Origin of the sequence: Novosphingobium sp., assembly GCF_036803765.1 — a bacterium.
Classification (GTDB): domain Bacteria; phylum Pseudomonadota; class Alphaproteobacteria; order Sphingomonadales; family Sphingomonadaceae; genus Novosphingobium.
The window spans coordinates 1-23,532 of sequence record NZ_DAIRTS010000003.1 but is presented as its reverse complement, the minus strand read 5'-3'; the positions used below and the strand labels follow the sequence as shown (position 1 = coordinate 23,532).

Below are 23,532 nucleotides of genomic sequence, written 5' to 3'. Positions count from 1 at the left end.
AGCGCCGAACCAACATGGCCGGCGCCCCTGATAACGAGGTGCGGCATAGCGCGTCTCCGATTGGCGTCGGCAATCTAACTCGCGCAGGAAAGAATAGATCGTTCCTGTGGCTGTCATCACTGTTCCATGCTATGGACAATCCATGATCGACTTGAATGATCTACGTATTTTCGAGCGCGTGGCCGCCCTAGGGAGCTTCTCAAAGGCGGCGCAGGCATTGGCGATGCCGAAGTCAACCGTCAGCCGATGCGTTGCCCGACTTGAGGAAGCGCTGGGAATACGGCTTCTTCAGCGGACGACGCGCGATGTCGTCGTGACAGAGGCCGGGCGCCTGCTGCACGAGCGCTCGAATACGCTGCTTTCTAACATCGATGAGACGATGGACCTCGTCGGTAGGTTGGTTGGTGAGCCCCGAGGATTGCTCTGCGTGAGCGCGGGCATCGGCTTCGGGATCAACATCCTCTCCGAAATCCTTCCCAAATTCAGGCACCGCTATCCGCTCGTGGAGGTGTCCCTCGATCTTACAAGCCGCGAGGCCGAACTCGTCCAGGAGCGTATCGACGTCGCGATCCGGATGGGGCCTATCGCAGACTCATCCCTGATCGCCACCAAGCTGGGGAGCTTGCCCCGATATATGTGCGCATCGCCGCGCTATCTTGAGCATCGTGGTACGCCGCAGGCTCCTGCGGATCTCTCCAGCCACGACTGCATCGAGATGCCCGGCCGCGATGGACGCGCGCGCACGTGGACAATGATGCGAGGCGATGAGACGGCGGAGATTACACTCACTCCCAAGATCAGCATCAACGACGCGCTCACGATCCACAATCTGGTCCGCAGGGACGCCGGCATCGGCGTCATTTCCGCCTACCTCTGCGGTCCCGACTTCGAGGCTGGTCGGCTGGTCCGTGTGCTGCCCGACTGGTCGATGCCTCCGGTGGAGGTCTCGATCGTCTTTCCCAGCCGTCGTGAGTTGTCGCCGACCGTGCGGGCGTTCGTCGACTTCGTGCGCGAAACGGCTATCCCGGGCGCAGGATGGCAAGCTGACATCGGGAGCGAAGCACGTGCTGTTCCGCCGGACCGAGCGCCTGCTGTAGATGGGACTGGCGACTGAAGCAGGGGACAAGATCACTGCCCACGCAGCAGTATCGGCATGGTTGAGCAGCTCAGCTCGGCACCTTGGTCCTGATTTCGAGTTGTTCGAGCGTTGAGCCAGCCCTGCGGTGAACAGAGCTAATTTCGCATTCTGTTGCCTCGCTCTCTATGCGATCCCTTGCTACGGATTGCGGTAAGCGGCGCTTTCGACACGCGTGGGAGGAAAGAGAACAGGTAAGTCAGATCGGATCGAGCGTGATGATCGATGGGATTACAGCGGCCGAGCACCTACCCGGCAGGCTCGAGGAGTGCAGCCGTCGTGTGGGCTGGAGCTCGTTGCTTCTACGTCGCTATCAAGAACCGGTATCGACGGACGCGTTCGAGACGGCACCAACGCCTGGGCAGTTGATCGTGCTGGTCCGGTCGGGCTCGACGTCCCTCGAGAGTTTTCGGAGCGGGCGCTGGCATAGAACCGAATATGCGCCCGGCGATCTCGGCCTCACGCCACAAGGGGAAACCGCGCGCCTCCGATGGGCCGGGATGGAGCGCCATATCACTCTTCAACTGCATCTGCCCGACGCCTTGATGACTCGGGCGCGGGACGAAGTGCGGGATCACCTCGGTCGATCTGCTGCCAGGCTGAGTATGCTGTGCACGCAGGATCCGGTTGTGCGCTCAACCCTGCTCGCCCTCGAACGGGCGGTCGAACATGGCTTGCCCGATCTCTACGCCGAGCATGCCGCTCACTTTCTCGCCCTCCATCTAATCTGCTGGGGCTCAACCTCGACTCGCGAGACGGGCCGCGACTCGAAGCTGCTCGGCCGTGTCGAGGACTATATGCGAGCAAACCTCGCCAATCCGATCTCGCTTGCCGATCTCGCCGGCGTGATCGACCGCAGCACGTTTCAGCTCATCCGGCTCGCGAGACGCGGATGGGGGCAGACGCCGTTCGATTATCTGACGCGCTTGCGGATGGAGCATGCTCGGCGGCTCCTCGATACGACCGACATGAGCACGATGGCGATTGCGATCGAGTGTGGCTACAATAACCCCTCTCATTTCGCGACGGCATTTCGCCGCCTTTCGGGCTACTCTCCGACCGAATACAGGGATCTTGGTCACGAATAGATGTTTCGGTCGCAACTTGTGCTTCGAACAATTTTTACGTGAGCCTAACTAGGTCTCTCATTCAAATAAATCGCTCAGCTGTCCTTCAGACATTCCACGGAGGGATAGAGCCAGCCGTGGAACAGCCTCGTCAGCAGCGGCATGATGGGCCACGTGATCAGGGCCGACAGGATACAGACGGAGACGAACGCTATCAGCCGTTCCGGCAATCCTCGGGCCAGAGGCACCAGCAGCGTGTTGAGGACCAGAACAGTCGGATACAGTCCGACGATGCTCAGTATCGCCAGTTTGTGGCCTGGCGGTGAGTTTGCGTACCGTGCCGCGGACGAACTGAACCATACCTCGACGCCATTCCGGATCTTCAAGCGCGGTTTCTCCAACGCCAGGTTCTCGAGCCGGGCCCTCCAGACCGCCGCCGCCTGCGGGGCGCGCCACTGCTCGAGAGTCTCTTCCGGCTCGAACCGGACGGTGACCAGCCATTGGTCGCTGTCTCCGATCCGGCCATGGGAGACTACGTCTACACCGATGGCGCCTCCGGTCGTATCGGCCGCCTCACCCATCGCTCGCGCATATCGCTCGAAGAGCGCTTCGACTTCCCGGCACCGAAAAATCCAGTCGTATAGCCGCAGGCCCCTGCCCAGGAAATGCCCCCGGCATATAGATCTCCTTGTGAGCTAAACGGTCTCCTTGGATCTTGCGCAAATCTCGACCCAGTTCAAGTCCAGTCTCGACAGATTAGAAGTATGGCGGGTGGAATAAAGGGCTTTCGCAATCTCGCGATCGGTACCGCAATTACGCGATAATATTGCAAATGTCGGCGAATTCTGAATACTAGAAACTCAAGCCAGTGGAGACACATTCCATGACGTGCGAAGTGGCTCTATCGTTGACTGTCAACGGCGCGACGCGGAATGTCTCCGTGACGCCGTGGACCACGCTGCTCGACCTCCTGCGCGAGGATCTGGACCTGACGGGCACCAAGAAGGGGTGCGATCACGGCCAATGCGGCGCCTGCACGGTGCTCGTCGACGGCAAGCGGATCAACAGCTGCCTCGCCCTTGCCGTGACACGGCCCGATGCCCAAGTGGTCACGATCGAGGGCTTTGCGGATGGCGACATGCTGCATCCCGTACAAGCCGCGTTCCTCCAGCATGATGCATTTCAGTGCGGCTATTGTACGCCCGGACAGATCTGCTCGGCGGTCGGGCTGATCGCCGAGGGCCACGCCCACTCGCGCGAGGAAGTGACTGAGCTGATGAGCGGCAACTTGTGCCGCTGCGGCGCCTACTCGAACATCGCCGACGCGATCCTGCAGGTGATCGACGAGGAGGCGCAGGCGTGATGCCGTTCGCTTATGCCCGGGCAGGCGATCTCGATGAGGCGGTGAGGCTCGGTGCGGAGCCGGGCGCGCGTTATGTCGCCGGCTGCACGAACCTCGTCGACTTGATGAAGTACTTCGTCGAGAAACCGCGCAAGCTGGTCGACATCAACGCGCTGCCGCTGCGCGCGATCGAGGAACTGGAGGGTGGCGGCCTTCGGCTCGGGGGGCTCGCCACCAATGCGGATACCGCCTACGACGCGCGCGTCCAGTCGCGCTATCCGGTCGTGGCGAGCGCCATCCTGGCTGGCGCGAGCGCGCAGCTGCGCAACGCCGCGACCAACGGCGGTAACCTCAACCAGCGCACCCGATGCTACTATTTCTACGACATCGAGACCGCCTGCAACAAGCGCACGCCCGGGTCCGGCTGCGGCGCGATCGGCGGCTTCAACCGCATCCACGCGATCCAGGGCGCCAGCGACCAATGTATCGCCACCCACCCGTCCGACCTGTGCGTGGCGCTGCTGGCGCTCGACGCCGAAGTGCGGGTCATCGGGCCGGAGGGCGAGCGGGTGGTCCCCATGGTTGACTATCACCGTCTTCCGGGCGACGAGCCATGGCGCGACAACAACCTGAAGCATGGCGAGATCGTCACCGCGATCGATCTGCCGCCGGAAGGCTTCGCGCCCAACCACACCTACCTCAAGATGCGCGACCGCCAGTCCTATGCCTTCGCGCTGGTCTCGGTCGCGGTGGTGATGCGGGTCGAGGACGGCGTGATCCGGGAGGGACGGGTGGCGATGGGCGGGATGGCGCACAAGCCGTGGCGGGTCGCCGAGGCCGACGCGTTGCTCACGGGCAAGCCGATCGATGCCGATTTCGTCGACGTCGCCGACGCGCTGATGGCCGGAGCCGCCGGCCAGGGCGAAAACGACTTCAAACTCGATCTGGCGCCGCGCGCGATCCGGCGCGCCTGCTCGCAGGCTGCCGCCGGCACGCCGCAGATCCAGTCCGACAAGCGCATCGTCTGAGGAGGAAGCCCGCATGGCCACGATGCTCGACTCCTCGCTTACCGCGCCGATCCCTGCCCAGCGGCTCGCCGATGCGCCGCGCCGCATCGAGGGCTTCGACAAGGTCACGGGCCGACTCCGCTACGCCGGCGACATCAGCACCGCCTCGCTCGGCATCGCCGAGGAGGCGCTCCTTCACGCGGTCGCGATCGTTAGCGCCCGCGCAAGCGGAAAGGTGCTCGGCTTCGACGCGGAGGAGGCGCTGCGGGCACCCGGCGTCCGGCTGCTGATGACGCATGAAAACGCGCCCAGGCTGAAGAAGGTGTTCGTCTTCAACGGCGCCGAGATCGGCGAGCTGCTGCCGCTCCAGGAAGGCGTGATCCACTATGGCGGCCAATGCATCGGCGTCATCGTCGCGGATACGCTCCAGCACGCAATCGAGGCGAGCATGCTCGTCAGAGTCCGCTATTCCGATCCGGAGCCCGGCACCGCCTACACGATCGAGACGGGCCGCGGCCGCGCTCAGGACGCGAAGTCGCTCGGCGCCGGCAGTCCGGGGCAGGTCAAGCTCGGTGACGCCGAGAAGGGCTACGACGAGGCGGCGCACAAGGTCGACATCACCGTCACCACCTCCGCCCATCATCACAATGCGATGGAGCCAGGCGCGGCGATCGCGTTGTGGGATCGCGACGGCGGCCTGACCGTCCATGTTCCCACCCAGTTCAGCTACAATGAGGCGGTGGTGCTCGGCGAAGCCTTCGGCTTTGGCCTCAAGGAGCGGCTGCCGCGCGTCATCACCCAGATCATCGGCAAGTTCGAGTTCAGCAACAAGGTGCGGGTGATAGCTCCGCCAGCTGGCGGGGCGTTCGGCGGCAAGAACGGTAACGGTCATCTGTTGCTCGCCGCGATGGCGGCGAAGCTGGCCGACGCGCCAGTCAAGCTGGTACTTGCCCGCGCGCATACCTACACGATGATGCCGTTCCGCGGGCAGACCTGGCAGCACATCCGCCTCGCCGCCGACGAGAACGGCAAGCTCCAATCGTTCATGCGCGAGGCGATCGTCGCGCAGGGCGCCAAGGGCAGCTACTCCGAACCCGCGAATGAGACCGCGCCCAAGACCTATGCTTGCCCCAACCTGCTGCTCAAGACACAGACCGCGCGGCTTGACACCGGCGCACCCGGCTGGATGCGCGGCCCCGGCGCCGGTTGCGACGCGATCGGGCTCGATATCGCGATGGACGAGCTCGCCCATAAAATCGGCATGGATCCGCTCGAGTTCAGGCTGCTCAACCACGCCGACGTCGAGCCGGACACCGGCCACGAATGGTCGTCCAAATCGCTCAAGGCCTGCTATCGGGCGGCCGCCGAGCGGATCGGCTGGTTCGAGCGGAACCCCGTCGTTGGCTCGATGCGCGAGGGCCGGCACCGTGTCGGTTTCGGGCTGGCGACCTCGATCTACCCGACGCTCCAGATGCCTGCGCTCGCGCGGTGCATCCTGGCTGGGAACGGCCGCGCGACATTCCAAACGGCGCAGCACGAGATCGGCCAGGGCATGGTCACCGCGCTCACTCAGATCGGGGCGGAGGCGCTCGGGCTGCCGCTCGATCACGTGACGCTGGAATATGGCGACACCGCGCTGCCCTATGGCGGCCTGACCGTCGGTTCGATGACCACGTTGTCCAACGGCGCCGCCATCCACGAGGCCGCGGCGGCTGTGAAGCGGGCGCTGATCAAGCGCGCGACGCTGGACCAGGGATCGCCGCTCTACGGCCTTTCCCGGCATGATCTTGAGGTCCGGGACGGGCTGGTGATCGGTCCCGATGGCGAGAGCGAGAGCGTGATCGCGCTCATGGCGCGCCACCCCGACGGCCTGATCGAAGAGGAAGCGGTGACCGGCCGCACCATGGGCCACAGCAGCTACGCGCGCTTCTGCTTCGGCGCGCAGTTCGCGAAGGTGCTGGTCGACCCGGACACGGGCCATGTTCAGGTCGCCCGGTTTATCGGCGCCTTCGCCGGCGGCCGTGCGGTCAACCCGTTGCTGGTCCGCAGCCAGTTGATGGGCGGGATGGTCTGGGGTCTCGGCCAGGCGCTGCTCGAGGAATCCGTGATGGATGAGCGGTTCGGCAGCTGGATGAATCGCAACCTCGGTGAGGCGCTCATCCCCACCAATGCGGATATTGCCGAGATCGACGCCCTCATCATCGAGGAAGACGACACCCGTGGCCATCCCCTCGGGGTCAAGGGTATGGGCGAGGTCGGATCGATCGGCGGCCCAGCCGCGATCAGCAACGCGATTTACCATGCGACCGGAGTGCGCCTGAGGGATCTGCCGTTCCGCATCGAAAAGCTGCTCGCAGGTATGGACAGTCCGGCCTGGGCGGCGGGAGATAGCTGACGGGAGGCGAGCGATGAGCAAGTTGGTCATCGAAGCCCGTTCGGCGGATGCAGCCTGGTCGTCATGCCACGGGTAGACGTGCGCGCCCGCTATATCCCGGCTGATTATCGCGCAGCGGCGCTCGCGGCCGGTCACGTCCACCCGTGGCATGCCCGAGCTGCCGGCGTGGAGCGTAGATAAGGCGCTCGCGTTGATGGACCGATTGACCATCCACACCGCCATGCTCTCCGTCTCGTCACCGGGCGTGCATTTCGGGGATGATGCCGTAGCGCGGAAGCTTGCGCGCTCGGTCAACGAGCAGCGCGCTGCGCTGGTCCGCGCTCATCCCGAACGTTTCGCCCTGTTCGCCGCCTTGCCGCTGCCGGATGTGGATGGTGCGATCCGGGAAGCCGCCTACGCTCCCGACGAATTGGCCGCCGACGGCGTCGCGGTCGAGACCAACCACCGCGGCGTCTAAATAGGCGATGCGGCGCTGGACCCCCTAATGGCGGAGCTGGACCGACGCCGCGCGATCGTTTCATGCATCCGACATCGCCGCACTGCGCCGGTTGCCTCGCGCTTGTCCTCGGCCAGCCCAGACCGATCATCGAGTTCATGTTCGAATCGACACGTGCGGTTGCCAACATGCTCGATCGGCGGACGCTCGATCGCTTTCCTAACCTTCGGCTGATCGTCACCCATGCCGGGGCCGCGATGCCCGTGCTGGCCGACCGCATCGCCGATCAGGCGCATGTGCTGTAATCCCTCTTGCCAGAGCAAACTCTGAGATACCCTGCAATTCTCTCTCGTTCTTCGCTCATCGCTACTCCCCCTCTCGCGGGCTGCGCATCCCGATCTCATCGATCAGGCGCTTGAGCAATTCCGGATCTGACTTTGGCAGATCGGCCGGGGGTAAGGTGCGCGCCGTGGCGGGCACGCCGGCGCCGATGATGAGCTTCTCGAACCCGCCGGGTGTGTACCAGTTGAGGAAGCGCAGCTCCGTGGTCGCCTCGAACTCGTGCCACGTCTTTTTGGGCACCGTCACAAAGTCGCCTGGCCCCGCCTCGATCGTCCTGCCGTCGACCACGAAGCGCGCGTGGCCTTCGAGAATGTAGAAGCCCTCGCGCATCCACTCGTGGAGGTGACGGGGGGCCTGAGGCCCCTTCGCCATAAACTGCTCCATCAAGGTGAAGTCGCCACCGGTCTCTTCGGCGGTGGCAAGCATGATCCAGAGAATGCCGTTCTGCCAGTACGCTGGCGCAGTGTCTCGGCCGCGCATGAAGGCCGCCATCGGCCTGAACTGCTCGGGCAGGATGGTTGGTTTATCGCTCACGGTGTTTCCTCTCAACGCAGGCCAGCGACGGTGGTGTAGATCGCAGCGAAACCGCCTAGCGCAGCTGCGCGAACGTCTTTCGCACCTCATCGACGAAGGGGGCGGGCTGCTCCATCGCCACGAAATGGCCGCCCTTTTCCAGCTCGTTGAAATGGATCAAAATGCTGTACCGACGCTCCACCCAGCGTCGCGACTTCCGTACCTGCTCCTCGGGCGTCATCGTGAAGCCGGTCGGAAGGGCAATGGGATTGGCCTCGCTTGCCGGCGGCGACCAGTTGCCCTGGACCATTTCCCAATAGAGCCGCGCTGACGACGCGCCGGTATTGGGCAGCCAGTAGAGCATAATGTCGTCAAGCATATAATCGAGCGAGAACGACGCTTCCGCATTGCCGGGCGTGCCACAGGTGTCCTGGAACATCTGATAGATCCAAGTCGCCTGTGCTACTGGCGAGTCCGCCAGCGCATAGCCGATCGTTTGCGGCCGTGTTTGCTGCAACTTGGCGTAGCCCGACAGCTTGTCCCAAAAATACTTGGAACTGGCGAGCATCGCTTTCTCGTCGGGCGTGGCGGCGGCCATTTCGTCTGGTGTTGGCGGGAACATCGCGAAGTTGGAATGCATGCCGATGCATCCCGCCGGCGCCTTCTGCGCAATCGTGTCGGTGATCGCCGCGCCGAGGTCGCCGCCCTGCATGGCCCAGCGTTTGTAGCCTAGCCGCCCCATCAAGGTGACATAGGCGTCCGCAATCCGGTCCAGCGACCAGCCGGCTCCAGCCGGTTTGTCCGAGAAGCCATAGCCAGGCATCGACGGAATGATCAGGTGGAATGCGTCGTGCGGATTTCCACCATGCGCCACCGGAGCGCTCAGCGGGCCGATGACGTCCCTAAACTCGAGTACGGACCCCGGCCAGCCATGACACATCAGCAGCGGCAAGGCATCCGGATTGGCAGACCGGATATGAAGGAAATGGATGCCGAGCCCATCGATCGTCGTCTTGAACTGGCCAAAGCCATTCAGGAGTGTCTCGCAGCGGCGCCAGTCGTAACGCTCAAGCCAATATGTGCAGAGCGCCTGAATTTTCTCGAGTTGCGGGCCTTGGCTGGTGTCCGGCACCGTTTCGGGGGTCGGCCAGCGGGTATGCGCGAGGCGATTGCGCAGATCGTCAAGCTGGGTGTCGGCAATTGCCAGACGGAAAGGTTCGATTGTTTCGGACATGGCGGGAGCGCCTCCTTGGGGGGTAGCAGGGCGGGATGGGGAAGCGTTGGCGAACGAGGCCGGCGCGAGCGCAGAGGCCGACAGCACCGCACCTGACTTGAGCAAGGTTCGGCGGTCGACCCGGGTTGGTTCTCTGTCTTTCATCAAATGCCTCCAATGGCGTCGCTGGCTCGTCGCGCTCGCGTATCGGATGCGTTGCAATCGACTGACGAAAGAATAGGATGTTCCACATTGTTTGATTAGCCGCTTGAGATGCAACAAGGTGTTCCCGAATTGGAACGTATGGATATTGTCAACCTCCGCGCCTTTGTCAGGATTGCCGAGCTGAACAGTGTGTCGGCGGCGGCACGCGCCCTGAAGGCGCCCAAGTCGTCGGTCAGTCGTGCGCTATCGCGGCTGGAGGCATCGATCGGAATAGCGCTGATCGAACGCTCGACCCGCCATCTGCGGCTTACCGACGCCGGTATATTGCTGCTGCCCCATGCAATTCGCATCCTTGACGACCTCGATGAAGCCGGCGCAGCGCTCGATGGCTTGGCCGGTACGGCCAGCGGATTGCTGCGAGTGAACGCATCCTACGCCTTCGGTCAGGGGCTGATTGCTCCGATGCTCCCGGCGTTCCTCGCGCGATACCCGCAGGTCAGCGTTATGCTGGATCTTGACTATCGCCGTATCGACATGCTCGCCGAGGCGACCGATGTCGTAATCCGCATCGGGCCGCTGCTGGATTCGGGTCTCGTCGCCCGAACCCTTCCCCCGATCGAGTTGTGGCTGTGCGCCAGCCCGGGCTACCTCAGTGCGCGAGGCACTCCCGGATCGCTGAGTGAGCTTGCAAGCCATGACATTGTCGAACGAGAGCAAACCACCATCTGGCCGTTCTCGACAGGAGACGCCCTGAAGCAAATCGAGGTACGGGCGCGTTTGACCATCCCAGACGCCGGCGCTCAGAAGGTCGTTCTCATGGGGGGAGCAGGAATCGGACGGCTTCCCGATTATCTGGCGGCGCCTGCCGTCGCCGCGGGGGATCTGATCAGACTATTGCCCGACCTGACGGGCGAAAAGATCGAAGTTCATGCGCTTTACCCCAGCCATCGCAGCCTATCGGCCAAGGTTCGCGTCTTTATCGACGCATTAATGGAGCATATTACACCGCATTTTGCGTAGTTTCCGATGCTGCGTAAGGTGCCGATAGACGTGACTTCGCGGGGAACGGACTTGCTCATGCACCGACGACACATGCTTATCGGCGCGGGGACCACCATCGCGCTTGGTGCGGGAGCCGCCTATCTCACGGCATCCGGCATGGGGTCGTCATCGGACTATGCCATCGGGATCGCCCCGCTACGAAGGCCGCTGGCGGATACGCCATCCGCGCGCGATCTCATCCGCTACGCCACGCTCGCACCCAATGGCCACAACACGCAGCCATGGCTCTTTCGTATCGGTGATCGGAAGATCGACATTCTGCCCGACTTCTCGAGGCGAACGCCTGTCGTCGATCCCGACGATCATCATCTGTTCGTGAGCCTCGGCGCGGCCGCTGAGACTCTGTCGCTCGCGTCCGCCGCGCGCGGCGCGCCAGGCGCCGTCAACTTCGATCCGAGCGGCAAAGGCTCTGTCGTCTTTGACTTCGAGAAAGCGCGGGCAATTTCATCGCCCTTGTTCGATGCCATCGCCAGCCGACAATCTACCCGCGCTGATTACGATCGCCGCATGGTCGGTTCGGGCGACCTCGACATGCTCGTCCGGGCGGCGGCCGTGCCCGGCGTTGATCTCGTTCTGCTCACGGATCGCAACCGGATCGACCAATTGCGCGACCTCGTCCTGACAGGCAACAGCACGCAGATGGCCGACGCCGCCTTCGTCCGCGAGCTCAAAACGTGGCTTCGGTTCAACCCGCGACAGGCGCTGCGAACCGGCGACGGCCTCTACAGCGTGGCAAGCGGCAACCCCGCATTGCCGGACTGGCTTGGGCCGCATGCGTTCGACTGGTTCTCGACGGCGCAAGCCGAGAATGACGCCTACGCTCGCCAGATCCAGTCCGCGTCCGGGATCGCGGTGTTCGTCGGCGCCGGGGAAACCCCCGCGCATTGGGTGGCGGTGGGGCAGTCCTGTCAGCGTTTCGCCCTTCAGGCGACGGCGTTGGGATTAAAGCACGCCTTCATCAACCAGCCAGTCGAAGTTGCTCGCCTACGCCCCGAACTCGCAACGCTGATCGGCCTGTCCGGCAGGCGGCCCGATATCGTGATGCGGTTCGGCTACGGCCCGACGCTGCCCTGGTCGCCACGTCGAGCGCCCGAAGCGGTGATCGTGGCCTGAGAGCCTGGCTTCATGACCCACACACAAGACGCGGCGCGCCATCATGGCGGTTCATGTCTCGGCCGGCGCTTTTTGTGCTGACGATCTGCGAAATGGGCATTGGCCGCGGTGGCTCGGCCGCCGGGCGCCTGCAAGCACTACCGCCCGATGGGCCGCAACGCTTCGCGCAACGCGACGTCGCGGGGATCGCCTGCGATCGTCGTTCCCATCCGGTTGGTGACATAGGCATAGGCAATGCCCGCGTCCGGGTCGGCGTAGCCGAGGGACCCACCAGCGCCCGGTGCGCCGAACGCGCCCGCATGGCCGAAGCGCCATTGCGGGCTGGGCTTCATGAAACCCAGCGAGAACTGGACCTCGCCTCTCAAGGTCATGTCGTAGAAACCATGCGTGGGCGGTGTCGCCGGTGGCCTGCCCCCGATCGGGGATCCAGGGCCTATGAGAGACTTGGCCCGTGTTCTGGCCTGGCCGTCTGGCCCTGCCGGAGCGGAGCGTAGGCGGGGCCAGACGGCCAGGGCAACACTGCTTCTGGTGCCGGCGGCCGATAGCCCAGCGCGCTATGCGGCCTGATGGTGTTGTAGTGCCGCCGCCAGCGCTCGATCAGCACCTCGGCTTCCCGCAATGAATAGAAGATCTCGCGGTCCAGCAGTTCGTCCCGCAGCTTGCCATTGAAGCTCTCGTTGTAGCCATTCTCCCAGGGGCTGCCGGGCTCGATGAACAGCGTCGTCACCCCGACCCGGCCTAGCCAACCGCGCACCGCCTTCGCCACGAACTCTGGCCCGTTGTCAGAGCGGATATGCCCAGGCGGCCCCCGCTCGACGAACAGCTCGCACAGCACCTGCAGCACATCGTCCGACGTCAGCCGCCGCGCCACCACGATCGCCAGGCACTCCCGCGTGTACTCGTCGATCACCGTCAGCATGCGGAACCGCCGCCCGTCATGCGTCCGGTCCTGCACGAAGTCATACGCCCAGACATGTCCGGGCCAGCACGGCCGCAGCCGAACGCAGGAGCCATCGTTCAGCCACAGCCGGCCCCGCTTCGGCTGCCGCCGCGGCACCTTCAGCCCCTCGCGCCGCCAGATGCGCTCCACCCGCTTGGCGTTCACCTGCCATCCCTCGGCCCGCAGCAGCGCCGTGACCCGACGGTAACCATAGCGGCCATACTCCGCCGCCAGCGACACCACCGCATCGGTCAATGCCGCCTCATCGGCCGGCACCACTCGCACCTTGCGCTGGGTAGAACGCGGCTGGCCCAGCGTGCGGCAGGCATGACGCTCGGACACCCCGAGCACCGCCTGCACATGCCGCACGCCAGCCCGGCGGCGCTCGGGGCCTAGAAGTTTCCCTCCGCAGCCTCTTTCAAGATCTGCTTGTCCAGTGTCAGCTCCGCCACCGCCCGCTTTAGCCGCGCATTCTCCCGCTCGAGGTCTTTCATCCGACGCACCTGGTCCACCTTCAGGCCGCCGTATTCAGCCCGCCAGCGATAAAAGCTCGCCTCGGAGACGCCGAGGCCACGACAGATCTCCCCCACCGTTCGGCCCTGCGCCAATTCCACCTCGGCCTGCCGTAACAGCCCGATGATCTGCTCCGCCGTGTGACGCTTCCTCGGCATCCCTGCCTCCTTCCAAGGTGCCCAACTCTCTCATCACAGATGGATCCCGTTCAGGCGGGAAGCCCACCGTCGACGACAGGCGGTGCAGTCAATCCCGCCTATGTAGCCTCCACGGTATCCATTTGTACGACACCTGCCTCTGACGTCTTCCGCCCCGCTGAATTGCGCAGCATGTATGTCCGTGCGGAGGCGTGAGGCACCGGGCCTGAGCGCGTGAAACAACGACGCGTGGCGAACCTCTACGGACTACCGCGATGATCAACTCAAGACGCGGCGTCACGCCTTGGTCGTGCTGTCGAGGGAGGCGGTAATGACAGACAGCAAATTCCTTACTCCGGAGGAGGTAGCTGAACGGTATCGTGGTGGAGTTTCTGTTGGCACTCTTCGAAACTGGCGCGCCATGCGTCTCGGCCCGTCGTTCGTCAAAGTCGGCAAGGCGGTACTCTATCCGGTGGACGAGCTTGATGCGTGGGACGAAAAAAATAGAGTGCAGTGCCGTGCGTCCAAAAAACTCACTGAACGCCTGGGTGATCGGGCGTGATTATCACGATGGGGCACTAGAGACCGATCCCAATTAGCGGCACCACCTCCTCGAAACTTCCATATTAACTCTTTAAAATCAGTAAGTTATAGATATGGCTGGCGTTGTGCACAACCACCCCTCTGGCAATCCGCAGCCGAGCAAAGCGGACATCCAGATCACGCAGAAGATCATCGAGGCGGCGCGCCTGCTCGGCGTGACCGTCCACGACCATGTCATCATCGGCCGCGAGGGCCATACCTCGATGCGCGCCAAGGGGCTGATCTAGCAGGTCCGGTTCGGCCTTGGGCGCAGGCGCCCATCGCCACTCGACGAGGCGAAGCCCCCGGATCAAACCAGCCCGGCAAACTCCAGCGCTTCGTCCACGGCGCGGCGCGCAGCGTCGCTGCACGGGACCATGGGCAGGCGCAGTTCGTCCTCGATCCAGGGATGCACGCGCGACAGCGCATACTTGACCGGACCGGGCGAGGCGTCCTCGAACATCGCATAGTGCAGCGGGTAGAGCCGGTCGTTGAGCTCGCGCGCCAGCGCCAGGTCATTGGCGGCGCAGGCGGCCTGGAATTCGGCGCACAGCCGGGGCGCGACGTTGGCGGTGACTGAAATGCAGCCGACCGCGCCCGCTGCATTGGCGGGCAGCGCCAGTTCGTCGTCGCCCGACAGCTGGCAGAAGTGCTTGCCGATGCCCATGCGGTGATCGGTCACGCGCGAGAGGTCGCCGCTGGCATCCTTGATGCCGACAATCTTCTCGGGAAAGCGCTTGGCCAGTTCGCACACGGTTTCGGGCAGGATGTCCGTCACGGTCCGGCCCGGCACGTTGTAGAGGATGATCGGCAGGTCGTTGTGCTCGGCCAGATAGCTGAAATGGGCGATCAGCCCTTCCTGGCTCGGACGGTTGTAATAGGGCGCGACGCACAGCGCGGCCTGCGCACCGCACTTCTTGGAAAAGGTCATGTGCAGCAGCGCGTTCATCGTGTCGTTGCTGCCGCATCCGGCGATCACGGGCACGCGCCCCGCCGCCTGCTCGACGCAGACCTCGATCACGCGGTGGTGTTCGGCATTCGACAGCGTCGAGGCCTCGCCAGTGGTGCCGCAAGGCACGAGGGCGGAAGATCCGTTTTCGATCTGCCAGTCGACCAGGCGGCGAAAGGCTTTCTCGTCGAAGGCTCCGTCGCGGAACGGTGTCACCAAAGCCGGAATGGAGCCGGAAAACATGGACAATTTCCCTCGTCTTGTCGCACAATGACAATGCGGCCTTGCGCCGATGCGTCCACCCGGCCAAGACGGGGTGACACGGCCTTGCCGCATTCAGCGCCTGATAAGGAGGGGCAACCCACTATGTCCAGCGTGGACATGCCCAGACGCCATCTTTCCGTCATACTGCGCAACGGCGCGTGCGGCCTCGCGGCTGTGCTCGCCCTTTCCGTAACGACGCGCGCCAGTGATGCCGGGCCCGACACCGACGGCAGCGCGTGGGACCGCGCGCGTGCCCAGCTTGTCGCCGGCCAGCAAGGGCCGATGGCGCTGGCCATCTCGCGCTGGCAATTGCTGACAGGCTCGAACCGCTTCGCTTTTTCAGATTATGCCGGCTTTCTGCTGTCCTACCCGGGCTTCCCCGATGCGGATCGCCTGCGCCGCTATGCCGAGGGCGCACTTGATCGTGATGCGCAGGCCGGAATTGCCGCCGATCCGCGCACGATCGTCTCGTACTTCGATCGCCAGCCACCGCTGACCAATCCGGGCCGTGCGCGCTATGCGCTGTCGCTGCGTGCGCTCGGCCGCCCCGATGCCGACGCCATGGCCCGCACCGCCTGGCGCGGCGGGCCGATGAGCGACGCCGACGAGGCGGCGATTCTCGCCACCTGGGGCAGCACCTTCACGGCCGACGACGCCGATGCGCGGATGGACGCGCTGCTGTGGTGGGCCGCCCTGCCCCAGGCGACACGTGCCTTCGTCAGCGTCTCGCCTTTGCGGCGCGGGATCGACGGCGCGCGCCTGATGGCGTTGCAGGGTCTCGATCCCTACTCCGCCGCCGGGGGTATTCCCCCGGCGCAGCTCAACAGCGATCCCGGCTTCGTCTATGCGCGCGTGCGCCAGCTGCGCAAGCAGGGCCTCGGCACGATGGCGCAGCAGTTGCTGGCCACGCGCCCGCCGCTTGCCAGCCGCCCCTTGTTGCGCGGCAAGTGGATCGACGAGATGCTCACCAACGCGCGCGGCGCGGCTGCCGGCGGCGATGCCCGCAGCGCCGTCGCGATCGCGCGCGGGATCGACGATGCGTTCGATCCGGGCGAAGACATCAGCCAGATGGCCTACGACCTGCGTGACGATTACACCTCGCTGGTCTGGCTCGGCGGAACGCAGGCGCTGTGGAAGCTGGGCGATCCGGCCAGCGCGGCGCCGCTGTTCTGGCGCTATGGCGCCGCCGCCCGCACCCCCGGCACGCGCGCCAAGGGCTTCTACTGGGCTGGCCGCGCGGCGCAGCAGGCCGGGCTCGGCGCCGACGCGCAGCGCTATTTCGCGATGGCCGCGCGCTATTCCGACCAGTTCTATGGCCTGCTCGCCATGGAGCGGCTGGGTCAGCCGGTGCCCAACTTCGCCTGGGATTCGCGCGCCGTGCCCACGCCCGACGAACGTGCCCGGTTCAACGCCGCGCCGCTGACCCTGGCGGTGCGTGAGGTGGCGCGCAGCGGCGAGTGGCGCACGACGGTGCGCTTCTTCAAGGAAATCGCCGACCAGCAGCAGACCGAGGGCCAGCACATGCTGGTCGCCGAACTGGCGCGCGAACTGGGCCGCCGCGACCTGGGTGTCATCGTCGGGCAGGCCGCAGGCGCGCGCGGCTATCTCGATTTCCAGCACATCGCCTTCCCGCTGATCCCCGTGCCGACCGGCAGCGAGCAGTCGTGGACGATGATCCATGCCATCACCCGGCAGGAAAGCCAGTTCGCGCAGAACGCGATGAGCCACGCCGGGGCGCGCGGCCTGATGCAGCTCATGCCTGCCACCGCCAACGAGCAGGCGGGTAAGCTCGGCCTCAGCTACAGTTCGCAGGCGCTGACCGACGACGCCGGGTTCAACATCGCGCTGGGCAGCGCCTTCTTCGGGCGGCTGATGGACATCTACGGCGGATCGACGCCGCTGGCGGTCGCGGCCTACAACGCCGGGCCGGGCAACGTGAACAAGTGGCTACGCGCCAACGGTGATCCGCGCACCGGCGCCGTCGAATGGGTTGACTGGATCGAGCGCATTCCGCTGTCGGAAACCCGCAATTACGTGCAGCGCGTGCTGGAGAACGCGGTCGTCTACGAGGCGATGAACCCCGACAAGGCCACATGGCGCGGTCCCAACCCGATGAGCCACATCCTCGGCAAGCCGACACCGGGCTGACCTAATTTCGCCAGCCCGGTGTCGCCTCAGGCGCGGCTGCCCGCCATCGCCAGTCCGAACGCGACAAAGATCGCACCGGTCACGCGGTTGAACACCTTGCGCGGGCTGGGCTTTTCCAGCCACCGCGCCATCGAGCGGCCGCCCAGCGCATAGAGCAAGTACGAGGTCACCTCGATCACGCCGAAGGTTGCGACCATGATCGCGAATTGCGGCACGCGCGGCCGCGCCGGGTCGATGAACTGCGGCAGGAAGGCACCCGCAAACAGCAGCGCCTTGGGATTGCTGATGCCGATCAGGAATGCAGTGCGAAACAGCTGCCAGCCTGAAGGCCCGACGACCGGCACACCAGCGCCCTCGATTGCCCCCGCATCGATCGGTGCCGCATCGGCGGTCCAGGCCTTGTATCCCAGGTAAAGCAGATAGCCCGCGCCGATGATCCGCAGCGCGGTGAACACCTCTGGCATGGCCGCAAGCACGGCGGACAGCCCGGCTGCCGACAGGCTCAGCAGGGTGAGCACCGCCAGGAAGCAGCCGCTCATCGCCAGCATCGCGCGCGAGAAGCCCAGCGTCACGCTGCGCGTCATCACATGCAGCATGTTGGGGCCGGGCGAGATCGAAATGAAGAACACGGTGACCACGAAAAGCCACCAGGTATGAATTGCCATCGCGCCTTATCCTGCCGCCTTGACGATGTCGGCCCAGGCCGCCTCGTCGATCACTTCGATGCCCAATTCCGCCGCTTTCTTGAGCTTGCTGCCCGCGCCCGGCCCCGCCACGATCAGGTCGGTCTTGGGCGATACGCTGCCCGCGGCGCGCGCGCCCAGTGCCTCGGCCTGCGCCTTGGCCTCGTCGCGGCTCATCGTCTCGAGCTTTCCGGTAAACACCACGGTCTTGCCCGCGACCGCGCTGGCGCGCGTTTCGACAATGAAGTCCGGCGGGCTGACCTCCGACAGGAGATCGTCCCACACCGCGACATTGTGGGGCTCGTGGAAGAATTCGCCCAGCGCCTCGACCACCACGGGGCCGACCCCATCGATCGACAGCAGTTCTGCCCGTGCCTCAGGATCGCCCTCGACGCCCTCACCCGGCCAGGCGCGCTGTGCCGCATCGCGCAAGGCCGGCAGCGTCACGAAGCGCTTCATCAGATCGCGCGCCGTGACCGCGCCGACGTGGCGGATGCCGAGGCCGAACAGCAGCCGCGCGGCGTCCGGGGCGCGCTTGGCCTCGATCGCCGCCAGCAGATTGTCGACCGACTTGTCCTTCCAGCCTTCGCGCCCGACGATGTCGTCACGTCGCTTGCGCAGGCGGTAAATGTCGGCCGGGCTTTCCAGCCAGCCCAATGCGAAGAACTCGGCGATGGTTTTCTCGCCCAGCCCCTCGATGTCGAGTGCCGCGCGGCTGACGAAGTGGCGCAACCGTTCCGTCCGCTGCGCCGGGCAAATCAGCCCGCCGGTGCAGCGCACGTCGACTTCGCCTTCTTCCGCCACGGCTTCGCTGCCGCATTCGGGGCAGTGATCGGGGAAATGATAGGCGTCGCGCGGCGTCTCGCGCGTGAGGTTCTCGACGACTTGCGGGATGACGTCGCCCGCGCGCTGCAGCACGACGCGATCGCCCACCCGCACGCCGAGGCGGCCGATCTCGTCGCGATTGTGCAGCGTGACGTTAGTGACGGTCACGCCCCCCACCAGCACCGGCGCCAGCCGTCCGACCGGGGTCAGCTTGCCGGTGCGACCGACCTGGATGTCGATCGCCTCGAGCGTGGTCTCGGCGCGCTCGGCCGGGAACTTGTGCGCCATGCCCCAGCGCGGGGCCTTGGCAACGAAGCCCAGGCGACGCTGCCACTCGAGGCTGTCGACCTTGTATACCACGCCATCGATATCATACGGCAAATCAGCACGTTGCGCCTGAATGCTGCGATAGTGGGCAAGCATGTCCGGGGTCGATCCGCAGTGCACCAGCAGGGGCGAGACCGGCACGCCCCACGCGGCGATGCGTTGCATCATGGCAAACTGCGTGTCCTCGGGCACGCTGCTCGCCGCGCCCCAGCCATGGGCCAGGAACCGCAGCGGCCGGGCCGCCGTGATGCTCGCGTCCTTCTGGCGCAGCGAGCCGGCGGCGGCATTGCGGGGATTGGCGAAGACCTTGTCCTCGCGCTCCGCCTGCGCGGCATTCAAGGCGAGAAAGTCGGCCTTGGCCATGTAGACCTCGCCGCGAATCTCGAACACATCGGGCAGCGTCTCGTCAGGACGGGCGGCAAGTTGCTGCGGTATGTCCTTGATATAGGCGACATTGGCAGTAACATCCTCGCCCACTTGGCCGTCGCCGCGCGTTGCCGCGCGCACCAGCTTGCCATGCTCGTAGCGCAGCGAGCACGACAGGCCGTCGATCTTGTCCTCGGCCGTCATCGTGACCGGCGCATCGGCGGGCAATGCCAGGAAGCGCCGGACACGCGCGACGAAGTCCTCGACCTCCTCGTCGGTATAGGCATTGTCGAGGCTCATCATGCGAACCTCGTGCGTCACCTTGCCCAAGGGCGAGGCCGACACTTCGTGCCCCACGGCGCGCGACGGACTGTCCGCCCGGATCAGATGCGGAAACGCCGCTTCCAGCCAGGCATTGCGCCGGACCAGCGCGTCGTATTCGGCGTCGCTGATCTCGGGCGCGTCCTCGGCATGGTAGCGCCGGTTGTGATAGGCGATCTGCCGGGCCAACCGCATCAGCTCGTTCGCGGCCGCCGCTTCGTCGGGCAGGTTCGTGTCGCGCACGGGATCGGTCATGATGCGGCTCTTCCCCAAACGGTTGCGGTCATCGGCCGGCGAATACGGAAACCCAGGCTTTCGTAAAGGCGGATCGCGCCGGCGTTCTCGGCATAGCTGTGGAGGAACGCGATGTCGCCCCGCTCGGCAAAGCCTGCCATCACCCGCCGGATCAACGCCGCCGCCCAGCCCCGCCCGCGAAACTCGGGCCAGACCGCCACCCCGCTCACTTCCGCATAGCCCGGCGCCGGCCGCATCCGCTCGCCCGCCATCCCCGCCAGCCGGCCATCGACGAAAATCCCGAAAAAGTCGCCATAGCGCCAGGTCCCGCGCGCCCATGGGCCCGGTTGCGTCGCCTCGGCCAGCGCCGCCATGGCGGGCGCATCGCCCTCACCCAGCAGACGCATCGGCGGCATATCGGCAGCTCCGGTGTTCGGCGTCGCGCCATTCGACGCCACCATCTGCACCAGCGCGGCCGTGCGCAGGGCAACCAGCCCATCGGGAGCCGAAAAGGGTTCGGCCTCCACCGTCCAGACAGTGTCCTCGCATGCCTCCAGAAGACCGGACAGCGCATGTTCCTGGCCAGGGGCGGCGGCCGCAAAGGGGCCGTAACGCGGATCGATCCGCAGCGCCGGCAGCGTCCCTCGCGCCAGATGCGCCTGTGCCCCGGTCAGCGCATGCCACACCGGGCGATCGAGCGAGCTGGTCATGCCTGTTCCAGCAAGCGTTCCGCCTGCGCCCGCGCCTCGGCCGTGATCTCGGCGCCGGACAGCATGCGGGCGATCTCCTCCTTGCGTCCCTCGTCGCTGAGCAGCGCGACCGAGGTGCGCGTGACCGTGCCCTCGCTCGACTTGGCGATAAGGTAGTGGGCGTTGCCGCGCGCGGCCACTTGCGGGCTGTGCGTCACCGCCAGCAACTGCCCGCCATGGGCCAGCCGCGCCAGTCGCTCGCCGATCGCGCTCGCCACCGCGCCGCCGACGCCGCGGTCGATCTCGTCGAAGATCACCGTCGCCGCCCCGCCCTGCTCGGCCAGAGCAACCTTGAGCGCGAGGATGAAGCGCGAAAGTTCGCCGCCCGAGGCGATCTTGCCCAGCGGTGCGAAGTCGCTGCCGGGATTGGTGGATATCAAGAACTCAACAGCATCGACGCCATGCGCCGACCAGCGATCCTCGGGCAGGCGGACCACAGCGGTGCGGAACCGCGCGGCATCGAGCCGGAGCGGCTTGAGCTCGGTCGCGACCGCGGCGTCCAGCCGCCGCGCCGCCTCGGCCCGCTGCACCGAAAGCGTTTCGGCCTTGGCGCGATAGTCGAGACCGGCGTCCGTGGCCGCGAACTGCAGCTGGGCGATCTGCGCCTCGCCGCCCTCGATCGCCTGAAGCGTGGCATGCAGCGCCTCGCGCCGGGCCGGAAGGTCATCGACCGTGCAGCCATGCTTGCGCGCGGCGGCCCGCAGGTCGAACAGCCGCGTCTCGATCCGGTCGAGCAAGGCGGGGTCGTGCATCAGCGCATCGGCGGCGGCGGCCAGCTTGTCCTCGGCCTCGCCCGCCTCGATCACCGCGCGGTCGAGTGCCTCGAGCGCTTCGGCCAGCAGCGGATGCTCACCGGCGATCCGGTCCAGCCGCCGTGCGGCCCCGCGCAGCTGCGCCAGCGGCGCATCCGATCCGGTCCACAAGTGCTGCAGCTCGCCAAGATCGCCCGAAAGCCGCTCGCCCTTCTGCATCGACGCGCGCTGGAGCGCGAGGTCCTCTTCCTCGCCGGCTACCGGCGCCAAAGCGTCGAGTTCGGCGACGTGCGCCTCGATCAGGTCCTGCTCCGCCGCCGCTGCGTCGACCTGCGCGCGTGCCTGTGCCAGCGCATCTTCGGCCCGGCGCCACTTGTCCCACGCCTGCGCGACCCCGGCGCTGTCGGCACCGGCATAGCGATCGAGCAGCAGGCGGTGGCCGCGGGCATTGACCAGCCCGCGATCGTCATGCTGGCCGTGCAGTTCGACGAGAAACCGCGCCAGCTCGCGCAGCAGCGCAACGCCGACCGGCTGGTCGTTGATATGGGCACGGCTGCCGCCATCGGCGCGCACGCGGCGGCGCACCAGCAAGGGCTCGCCCGGCTCCCAGTCGATCTCCGCCTCTGCCAGCAGCGCCACGATCCCGGCGGGACGGTTGGCGAATTCGAAAGTCGCGGTGACGCTGGCCTGCTCCTCGCCACTGCGGACAAGCCCACTGTCGGCCCGGTCGCCCAGCACGAGGCCCAGCGAATCCAGCAGGATCGACTTGCCCGCCCCGGTTTCACCGGTGAGCACGCCCAGCCCGCCGGCAAACGACAGGTCCAGCGCTTCGATCAGGACGACATTGCGAATGGAAAGAGCGGTGAGCATCGCAACCTTTCTAGCGCCTCGAAACGGCGGCGTCACCCCGCGACGTTCTCGTCTTGTTTCACATCGGTGACATGGTGTCGCGCCACGGACATGTGACGATGCCATGAGATTCGCAAGACGACGATCACACCCGGGATCACAACCGGCTGCAACACCGCCTCCACATCCCGCGCGGGGGACCGACCGCGCCAGGAAAAGGACTGGGCCATGGACAACGCGAACCTCCGCAAGCCTGCCGTAGCTTCCGCCATCGGCGACTGGATCAAGGGTGCCCCCGACTGGCTCGACCTGCCCGAGCCGCGCGGCTTCCGTCCCAAGCGGCGGGTGCGCACCGTCTGGATCTCGGACGTCCACCTCGGCACGCGGGGCTGCAACGCCGAGATGCTGCTCGATTTTCTCGCCTCGATCGAGTGCGAGACGCTCTACCTCGTGGGTGACATCGTCGACGGCTGGCGCCTGCGCCGCGGCTGGTACTGGCCCGACGCGCACAACGAGGTGATCCGCCGCATCCTCAAGATGGCGCATCGCGGCACGCGGGTCGTGCTCATTGCGGGCAACCACGACGAGATGCTGCGCCCCTATGCTGGCATGACCTTCGGCGGCGTGGAACTGGCGCTCGACACGATCCACACGACCGCCGACGGGCGCCGGCTGCTGGTGACGCACGGCGACGGCTTCGACGGCGTGGTGCTCTATGCGCGCTGGCTCGCCTTCCTTGGCGATGCCGCCTACGAAGTGCTGCTCAAGGCCAATCGCTGGGTCAACCTGATCCGCCGCCAGTTCAAGCTGCCCTACTGGTCGTTGTCGGCCTACATGAAGAAGCGCGTCAAGAACGCGGTGCAGTTCATCTGCGACTTCGAGGAAGCGGTCGCCCACGCTGCCCGCGACATGGGTGTCGACGGGGTGGTCTGTGGCCACATCCACTGCGCCGAGATCCGCCAGATCGGCGACGTCACTTATTACAACGACGGGGACTGGGTCGAAAGCTGCACCGCGCTGGTCGAGGATGCCTGCGGCGCGATCAGCATCGTCGACTGGGTCGAGGAGGAGCGCCGGCAAGTGCCCTTCACCCCGGCCCTCGC

General features: G+C 65.7%; 22 protein-coding genes and 1 pseudogene. 13 read left to right on the top strand and 10 right to left on the bottom strand.

Annotation, left to right across the window (positions count from 1 at the left end; all coding sequences use genetic code 11):
* Window positions 1-142 precede the first annotated feature (142 nt).
* Window positions 143-1,114, top strand: a complete 972-nt coding sequence (locus V7Q48_RS02385) for a LysR family transcriptional regulator (protein WP_333836042.1) — start codon at window positions 143-145, stop codon at window positions 1,112-1,114.
* Window positions 1,115-1,353: 239 nt separating this feature from the next.
* Complete coding sequence (locus V7Q48_RS02380) at window positions 1,354-2,223, top strand: AraC family transcriptional regulator (RefSeq protein WP_333836041.1); 870 nt, start codon at window positions 1,354-1,356, stop codon at window positions 2,221-2,223.
* Between the two features lie 74 nt (window positions 2,224-2,297).
* Here V7Q48_RS02380 and V7Q48_RS02375 read toward each other — a convergent pair whose 3' ends face one another.
* Window positions 2,298-2,783 carry a hypothetical protein gene (locus V7Q48_RS02375; RefSeq protein ID WP_333836040.1) on the bottom strand — a complete coding sequence of 162 codons (486 nt, stop codon included), beginning with the start codon at window positions 2,781-2,783 and terminating at the stop codon, window positions 2,298-2,300.
* A 302-nt stretch (window positions 2,784-3,085) separates the two neighbouring features.
* On the opposite strand from V7Q48_RS02375, the gene V7Q48_RS02370 reads away from it, so the two are divergent.
* The 5 genes from V7Q48_RS02370 to V7Q48_RS02350 all read left to right on the top strand — a co-directional run bounded on the left by V7Q48_RS02370 (window position 3,086) and on the right by V7Q48_RS02350 (window position 7,687).
* Complete coding sequence (locus V7Q48_RS02370) at window positions 3,086-3,565, top strand: (2Fe-2S)-binding protein (protein WP_333836039.1); 480 nt, start codon at window positions 3,086-3,088, stop codon at window positions 3,563-3,565.
* Complete coding sequence (locus V7Q48_RS02365; RefSeq protein WP_333836038.1) at window positions 3,562-4,572, top strand: FAD binding domain-containing protein; 1,011 nt, start codon at window positions 3,562-3,564, stop codon at window positions 4,570-4,572. Before V7Q48_RS02370 ends, V7Q48_RS02365 begins: the two co-directional genes overlap by 4 nt.
* Before the next feature lie 13 nt (window positions 4,573-4,585).
* Entirely contained in the window at window positions 4,586-6,946 is a 2,361-nt protein-coding gene (locus V7Q48_RS02360) for a xanthine dehydrogenase family protein molybdopterin-binding subunit (RefSeq protein ID WP_333836037.1), read from the top strand.
* 148 nt (window positions 6,947-7,094) lie between these two features.
* Complete coding sequence (locus V7Q48_RS02355) at window positions 7,095-7,403, top strand: hypothetical protein (protein WP_333836036.1); 309 nt, start codon at window positions 7,095-7,097, stop codon at window positions 7,401-7,403.
* A gap of 137 nt (window positions 7,404-7,540) precedes the next feature.
* Complete coding sequence (locus V7Q48_RS02350) at window positions 7,541-7,687, top strand: hypothetical protein (protein WP_333836035.1); 147 nt, start codon at window positions 7,541-7,543, stop codon at window positions 7,685-7,687.
* Between the two features lie 61 nt (window positions 7,688-7,748).
* On the opposite strand, the gene V7Q48_RS02345 is transcribed toward V7Q48_RS02350, so the two are convergent.
* The gene (locus V7Q48_RS02345) at window positions 7,749-8,258 is read right to left on the bottom strand and encodes a cupin domain-containing protein (RefSeq protein WP_333836034.1); all 510 of its coding nucleotides are present in this window, start codon (window positions 8,256-8,258) and stop codon (window positions 7,749-7,751) included.
* 55 nt (window positions 8,259-8,313) lie between these two features.
* Window positions 8,314-9,471, bottom strand: coding sequence for an epoxide hydrolase family protein (locus tag V7Q48_RS02340; RefSeq protein WP_333836033.1), 1,158 nt, complete (start codon window positions 9,469-9,471; stop codon window positions 8,314-8,316).
* 282 nt (window positions 9,472-9,753) lie between these two features.
* Here V7Q48_RS02340 and V7Q48_RS02335 point away from each other — a divergent pair, with 282 nt between their 5' ends.
* Entirely contained in the window at window positions 9,754-10,635 is an 882-nt protein-coding gene (locus V7Q48_RS02335) for a LysR family transcriptional regulator (protein ID WP_333836032.1), read from the top strand.
* Between the two features lie 72 nt (window positions 10,636-10,707).
* Window positions 10,708-11,790, top strand: a complete 1,083-nt coding sequence (locus tag V7Q48_RS02330; protein ID WP_333836031.1) for an Acg family FMN-binding oxidoreductase — start codon at window positions 10,708-10,710, stop codon at window positions 11,788-11,790.
* A gap of 137 nt (window positions 11,791-11,927) precedes the next feature.
* On the opposite strand, the gene V7Q48_RS02325 is transcribed toward V7Q48_RS02330, so the two are convergent.
* Window positions 11,928-12,122, bottom strand: a complete 195-nt coding sequence (locus V7Q48_RS02325; RefSeq protein WP_333836030.1) for a hypothetical protein — start codon at window positions 12,120-12,122, stop codon at window positions 11,928-11,930.
* 101 nt (window positions 12,123-12,223) lie between these two features.
* A protein-coding gene (locus V7Q48_RS02320) for an IS3 family transposase (RefSeq protein ID WP_333836029.1) occupies window positions 12,224-13,401 on the bottom strand; the annotation gives its coding sequence in 2 pieces (ribosomal slippage) (window positions 12,224-13,137 and window positions 13,137-13,401; 1,179 coding nt in all).
* Between the two features lie 310 nt (window positions 13,402-13,711).
* Here V7Q48_RS02320 and V7Q48_RS02315 point away from each other — a divergent pair.
* Window positions 13,712-13,942 (top strand): helix-turn-helix transcriptional regulator, encoded by a 231-nt coding sequence (locus V7Q48_RS02315; protein WP_333836028.1) that lies wholly within the window; start codon window positions 13,712-13,714, stop codon window positions 13,940-13,942.
* 103 nt (window positions 13,943-14,045) lie between these two features.
* Window positions 14,046-14,210, top strand: a pseudogene (locus V7Q48_RS02310) (JAB domain-containing protein); the annotation flags it as partial.
* Between the two features lie 62 nt (window positions 14,211-14,272).
* Here V7Q48_RS02310 and dapA read toward each other — a convergent pair.
* Window positions 14,273-15,154 carry a 4-hydroxy-tetrahydrodipicolinate synthase gene (dapA, locus tag V7Q48_RS02305; protein WP_333836026.1) on the bottom strand — a complete coding sequence of 294 codons (882 nt, stop codon included), beginning with the start codon at window positions 15,152-15,154 and terminating at the stop codon, window positions 14,273-14,275.
* 138 nt (window positions 15,155-15,292) lie between these two features.
* Here dapA and V7Q48_RS02300 point away from each other — a divergent pair, with 138 nt between their 5' ends.
* Complete coding sequence (locus V7Q48_RS02300; RefSeq protein ID WP_333836025.1) at window positions 15,293-17,323, top strand: lytic transglycosylase domain-containing protein; 2,031 nt, start codon at window positions 15,293-15,295, stop codon at window positions 17,321-17,323.
* A gap of 26 nt (window positions 17,324-17,349) precedes the next feature.
* On the opposite strand, the gene V7Q48_RS02295 is transcribed toward V7Q48_RS02300, so the two are convergent.
* The 4 genes from V7Q48_RS02295 to recN are packed head-to-tail and all read right to left on the bottom strand — an operon-like array spanning window position 17,350 to window position 22,450.
* The gene (locus V7Q48_RS02295) at window positions 17,350-17,988 is read right to left on the bottom strand and encodes a LysE family translocator (protein WP_333836024.1); all 639 of its coding nucleotides are present in this window, start codon (window positions 17,986-17,988) and stop codon (window positions 17,350-17,352) included.
* 6 nt (window positions 17,989-17,994) lie between these two features.
* Window positions 17,995-20,100 (bottom strand): NAD-dependent DNA ligase LigA, encoded by a 2,106-nt coding sequence (gene ligA / locus V7Q48_RS02290; RefSeq protein ID WP_333836023.1) that lies wholly within the window; start codon window positions 20,098-20,100, stop codon window positions 17,995-17,997.
* A complete protein-coding gene (locus tag V7Q48_RS02285) occupies window positions 20,097-20,789 on the bottom strand; it encodes a GNAT family N-acetyltransferase (RefSeq protein WP_333836022.1) in 693 nt (230 codons plus the stop codon). The genes ligA and V7Q48_RS02285 overlap by 4 nt, the downstream gene beginning before the upstream one ends.
* Complete coding sequence (recN, locus tag V7Q48_RS02280) at window positions 20,786-22,450, bottom strand: DNA repair protein RecN (RefSeq protein WP_333836021.1); 1,665 nt, start codon at window positions 22,448-22,450, stop codon at window positions 20,786-20,788. The genes V7Q48_RS02285 and recN overlap by 4 nt, the downstream gene beginning before the upstream one ends.
* A 207-nt stretch (window positions 22,451-22,657) precedes the next feature.
* Between recN and V7Q48_RS02275 the strand changes: the two genes are divergently transcribed.
* Window positions 22,658-23,532, top strand: an 875-nt coding sequence (locus V7Q48_RS02275) for a UDP-2,3-diacylglucosamine diphosphatase (protein ID WP_333836020.1), incomplete at its 3' end; no start/stop codon positions are given.

Bases quoted from the DNA above. Each gene is read 5' to 3' on its own strand.
- V7Q48_RS02330 (WP_333836031.1), top strand. From the start codon at position 10,708: ATGCTTATCGGCGCGGGGACCACCATCGCGCTTGGTGCGGGAGCCGCC.
- V7Q48_RS02340 (WP_333836033.1), bottom strand. From the start codon at position 9,471: ATGTCCGAAACAATCGAACCTTTCCGTCTGGCAATTGCCGACACCCAG.
- V7Q48_RS02315 (WP_333836028.1), top strand. From the start codon at position 13,712: ATGACAGACAGCAAATTCCTTACTCCGGAGGAGGTAGCTGAACGGTAT.
- V7Q48_RS02360 (WP_333836037.1), top strand. From the start codon at position 4,586: ATGGCCACGATGCTCGACTCCTCGCTTACCGCGCCGATCCCTGCCCAG.
- V7Q48_RS02285 (WP_333836022.1), bottom strand. From the start codon at position 20,789: ATGACCAGCTCGCTCGATCGCCCGGTGTGGCATGCGCTGACCGGGGCA.
- ligA (WP_333836023.1), bottom strand. From the start codon at position 20,100: ATGACCGATCCCGTGCGCGACACGAACCTGCCCGACGAAGCGGCGGCC.
- V7Q48_RS02350 (WP_333836035.1), top strand. From the start codon at position 7,541: ATGTTCGAATCGACACGTGCGGTTGCCAACATGCTCGATCGGCGGACG.
- V7Q48_RS02300 (WP_333836025.1), top strand. From the start codon at position 15,293: ATGCCCAGACGCCATCTTTCCGTCATACTGCGCAACGGCGCGTGCGGC.
- V7Q48_RS02325 (WP_333836030.1), bottom strand. From the start codon at position 12,122: ATGAAGCCCAGCCCGCAATGGCGCTTCGGCCATGCGGGCGCGTTCGGC.
- dapA (WP_333836026.1), bottom strand. From the start codon at position 15,154: ATGTTTTCCGGCTCCATTCCGGCTTTGGTGACACCGTTCCGCGACGGA.
- V7Q48_RS02355 (WP_333836036.1), top strand. From the start codon at position 7,095: ATGCCCGAGCTGCCGGCGTGGAGCGTAGATAAGGCGCTCGCGTTGATG.
- V7Q48_RS02335 (WP_333836032.1), top strand. From the start codon at position 9,754: ATGGATATTGTCAACCTCCGCGCCTTTGTCAGGATTGCCGAGCTGAAC.
- V7Q48_RS02385 (WP_333836042.1), top strand. From the start codon at position 143: ATGATCGACTTGAATGATCTACGTATTTTCGAGCGCGTGGCCGCCCTA.
- V7Q48_RS02375 (WP_333836040.1), bottom strand. From the start codon at position 2,783: ATGGGTGAGGCGGCCGATACGACCGGAGGCGCCATCGGTGTAGACGTA.
- recN (WP_333836021.1), bottom strand. From the start codon at position 22,450: ATGCTCACCGCTCTTTCCATTCGCAATGTCGTCCTGATCGAAGCGCTG.
- V7Q48_RS02295 (WP_333836024.1), bottom strand. From the start codon at position 17,988: ATGGCAATTCATACCTGGTGGCTTTTCGTGGTCACCGTGTTCTTCATT.
- V7Q48_RS02380 (WP_333836041.1), top strand. From the start codon at position 1,354: ATGATCGATGGGATTACAGCGGCCGAGCACCTACCCGGCAGGCTCGAG.
- V7Q48_RS02370 (WP_333836039.1), top strand. From the start codon at position 3,086: ATGACGTGCGAAGTGGCTCTATCGTTGACTGTCAACGGCGCGACGCGG.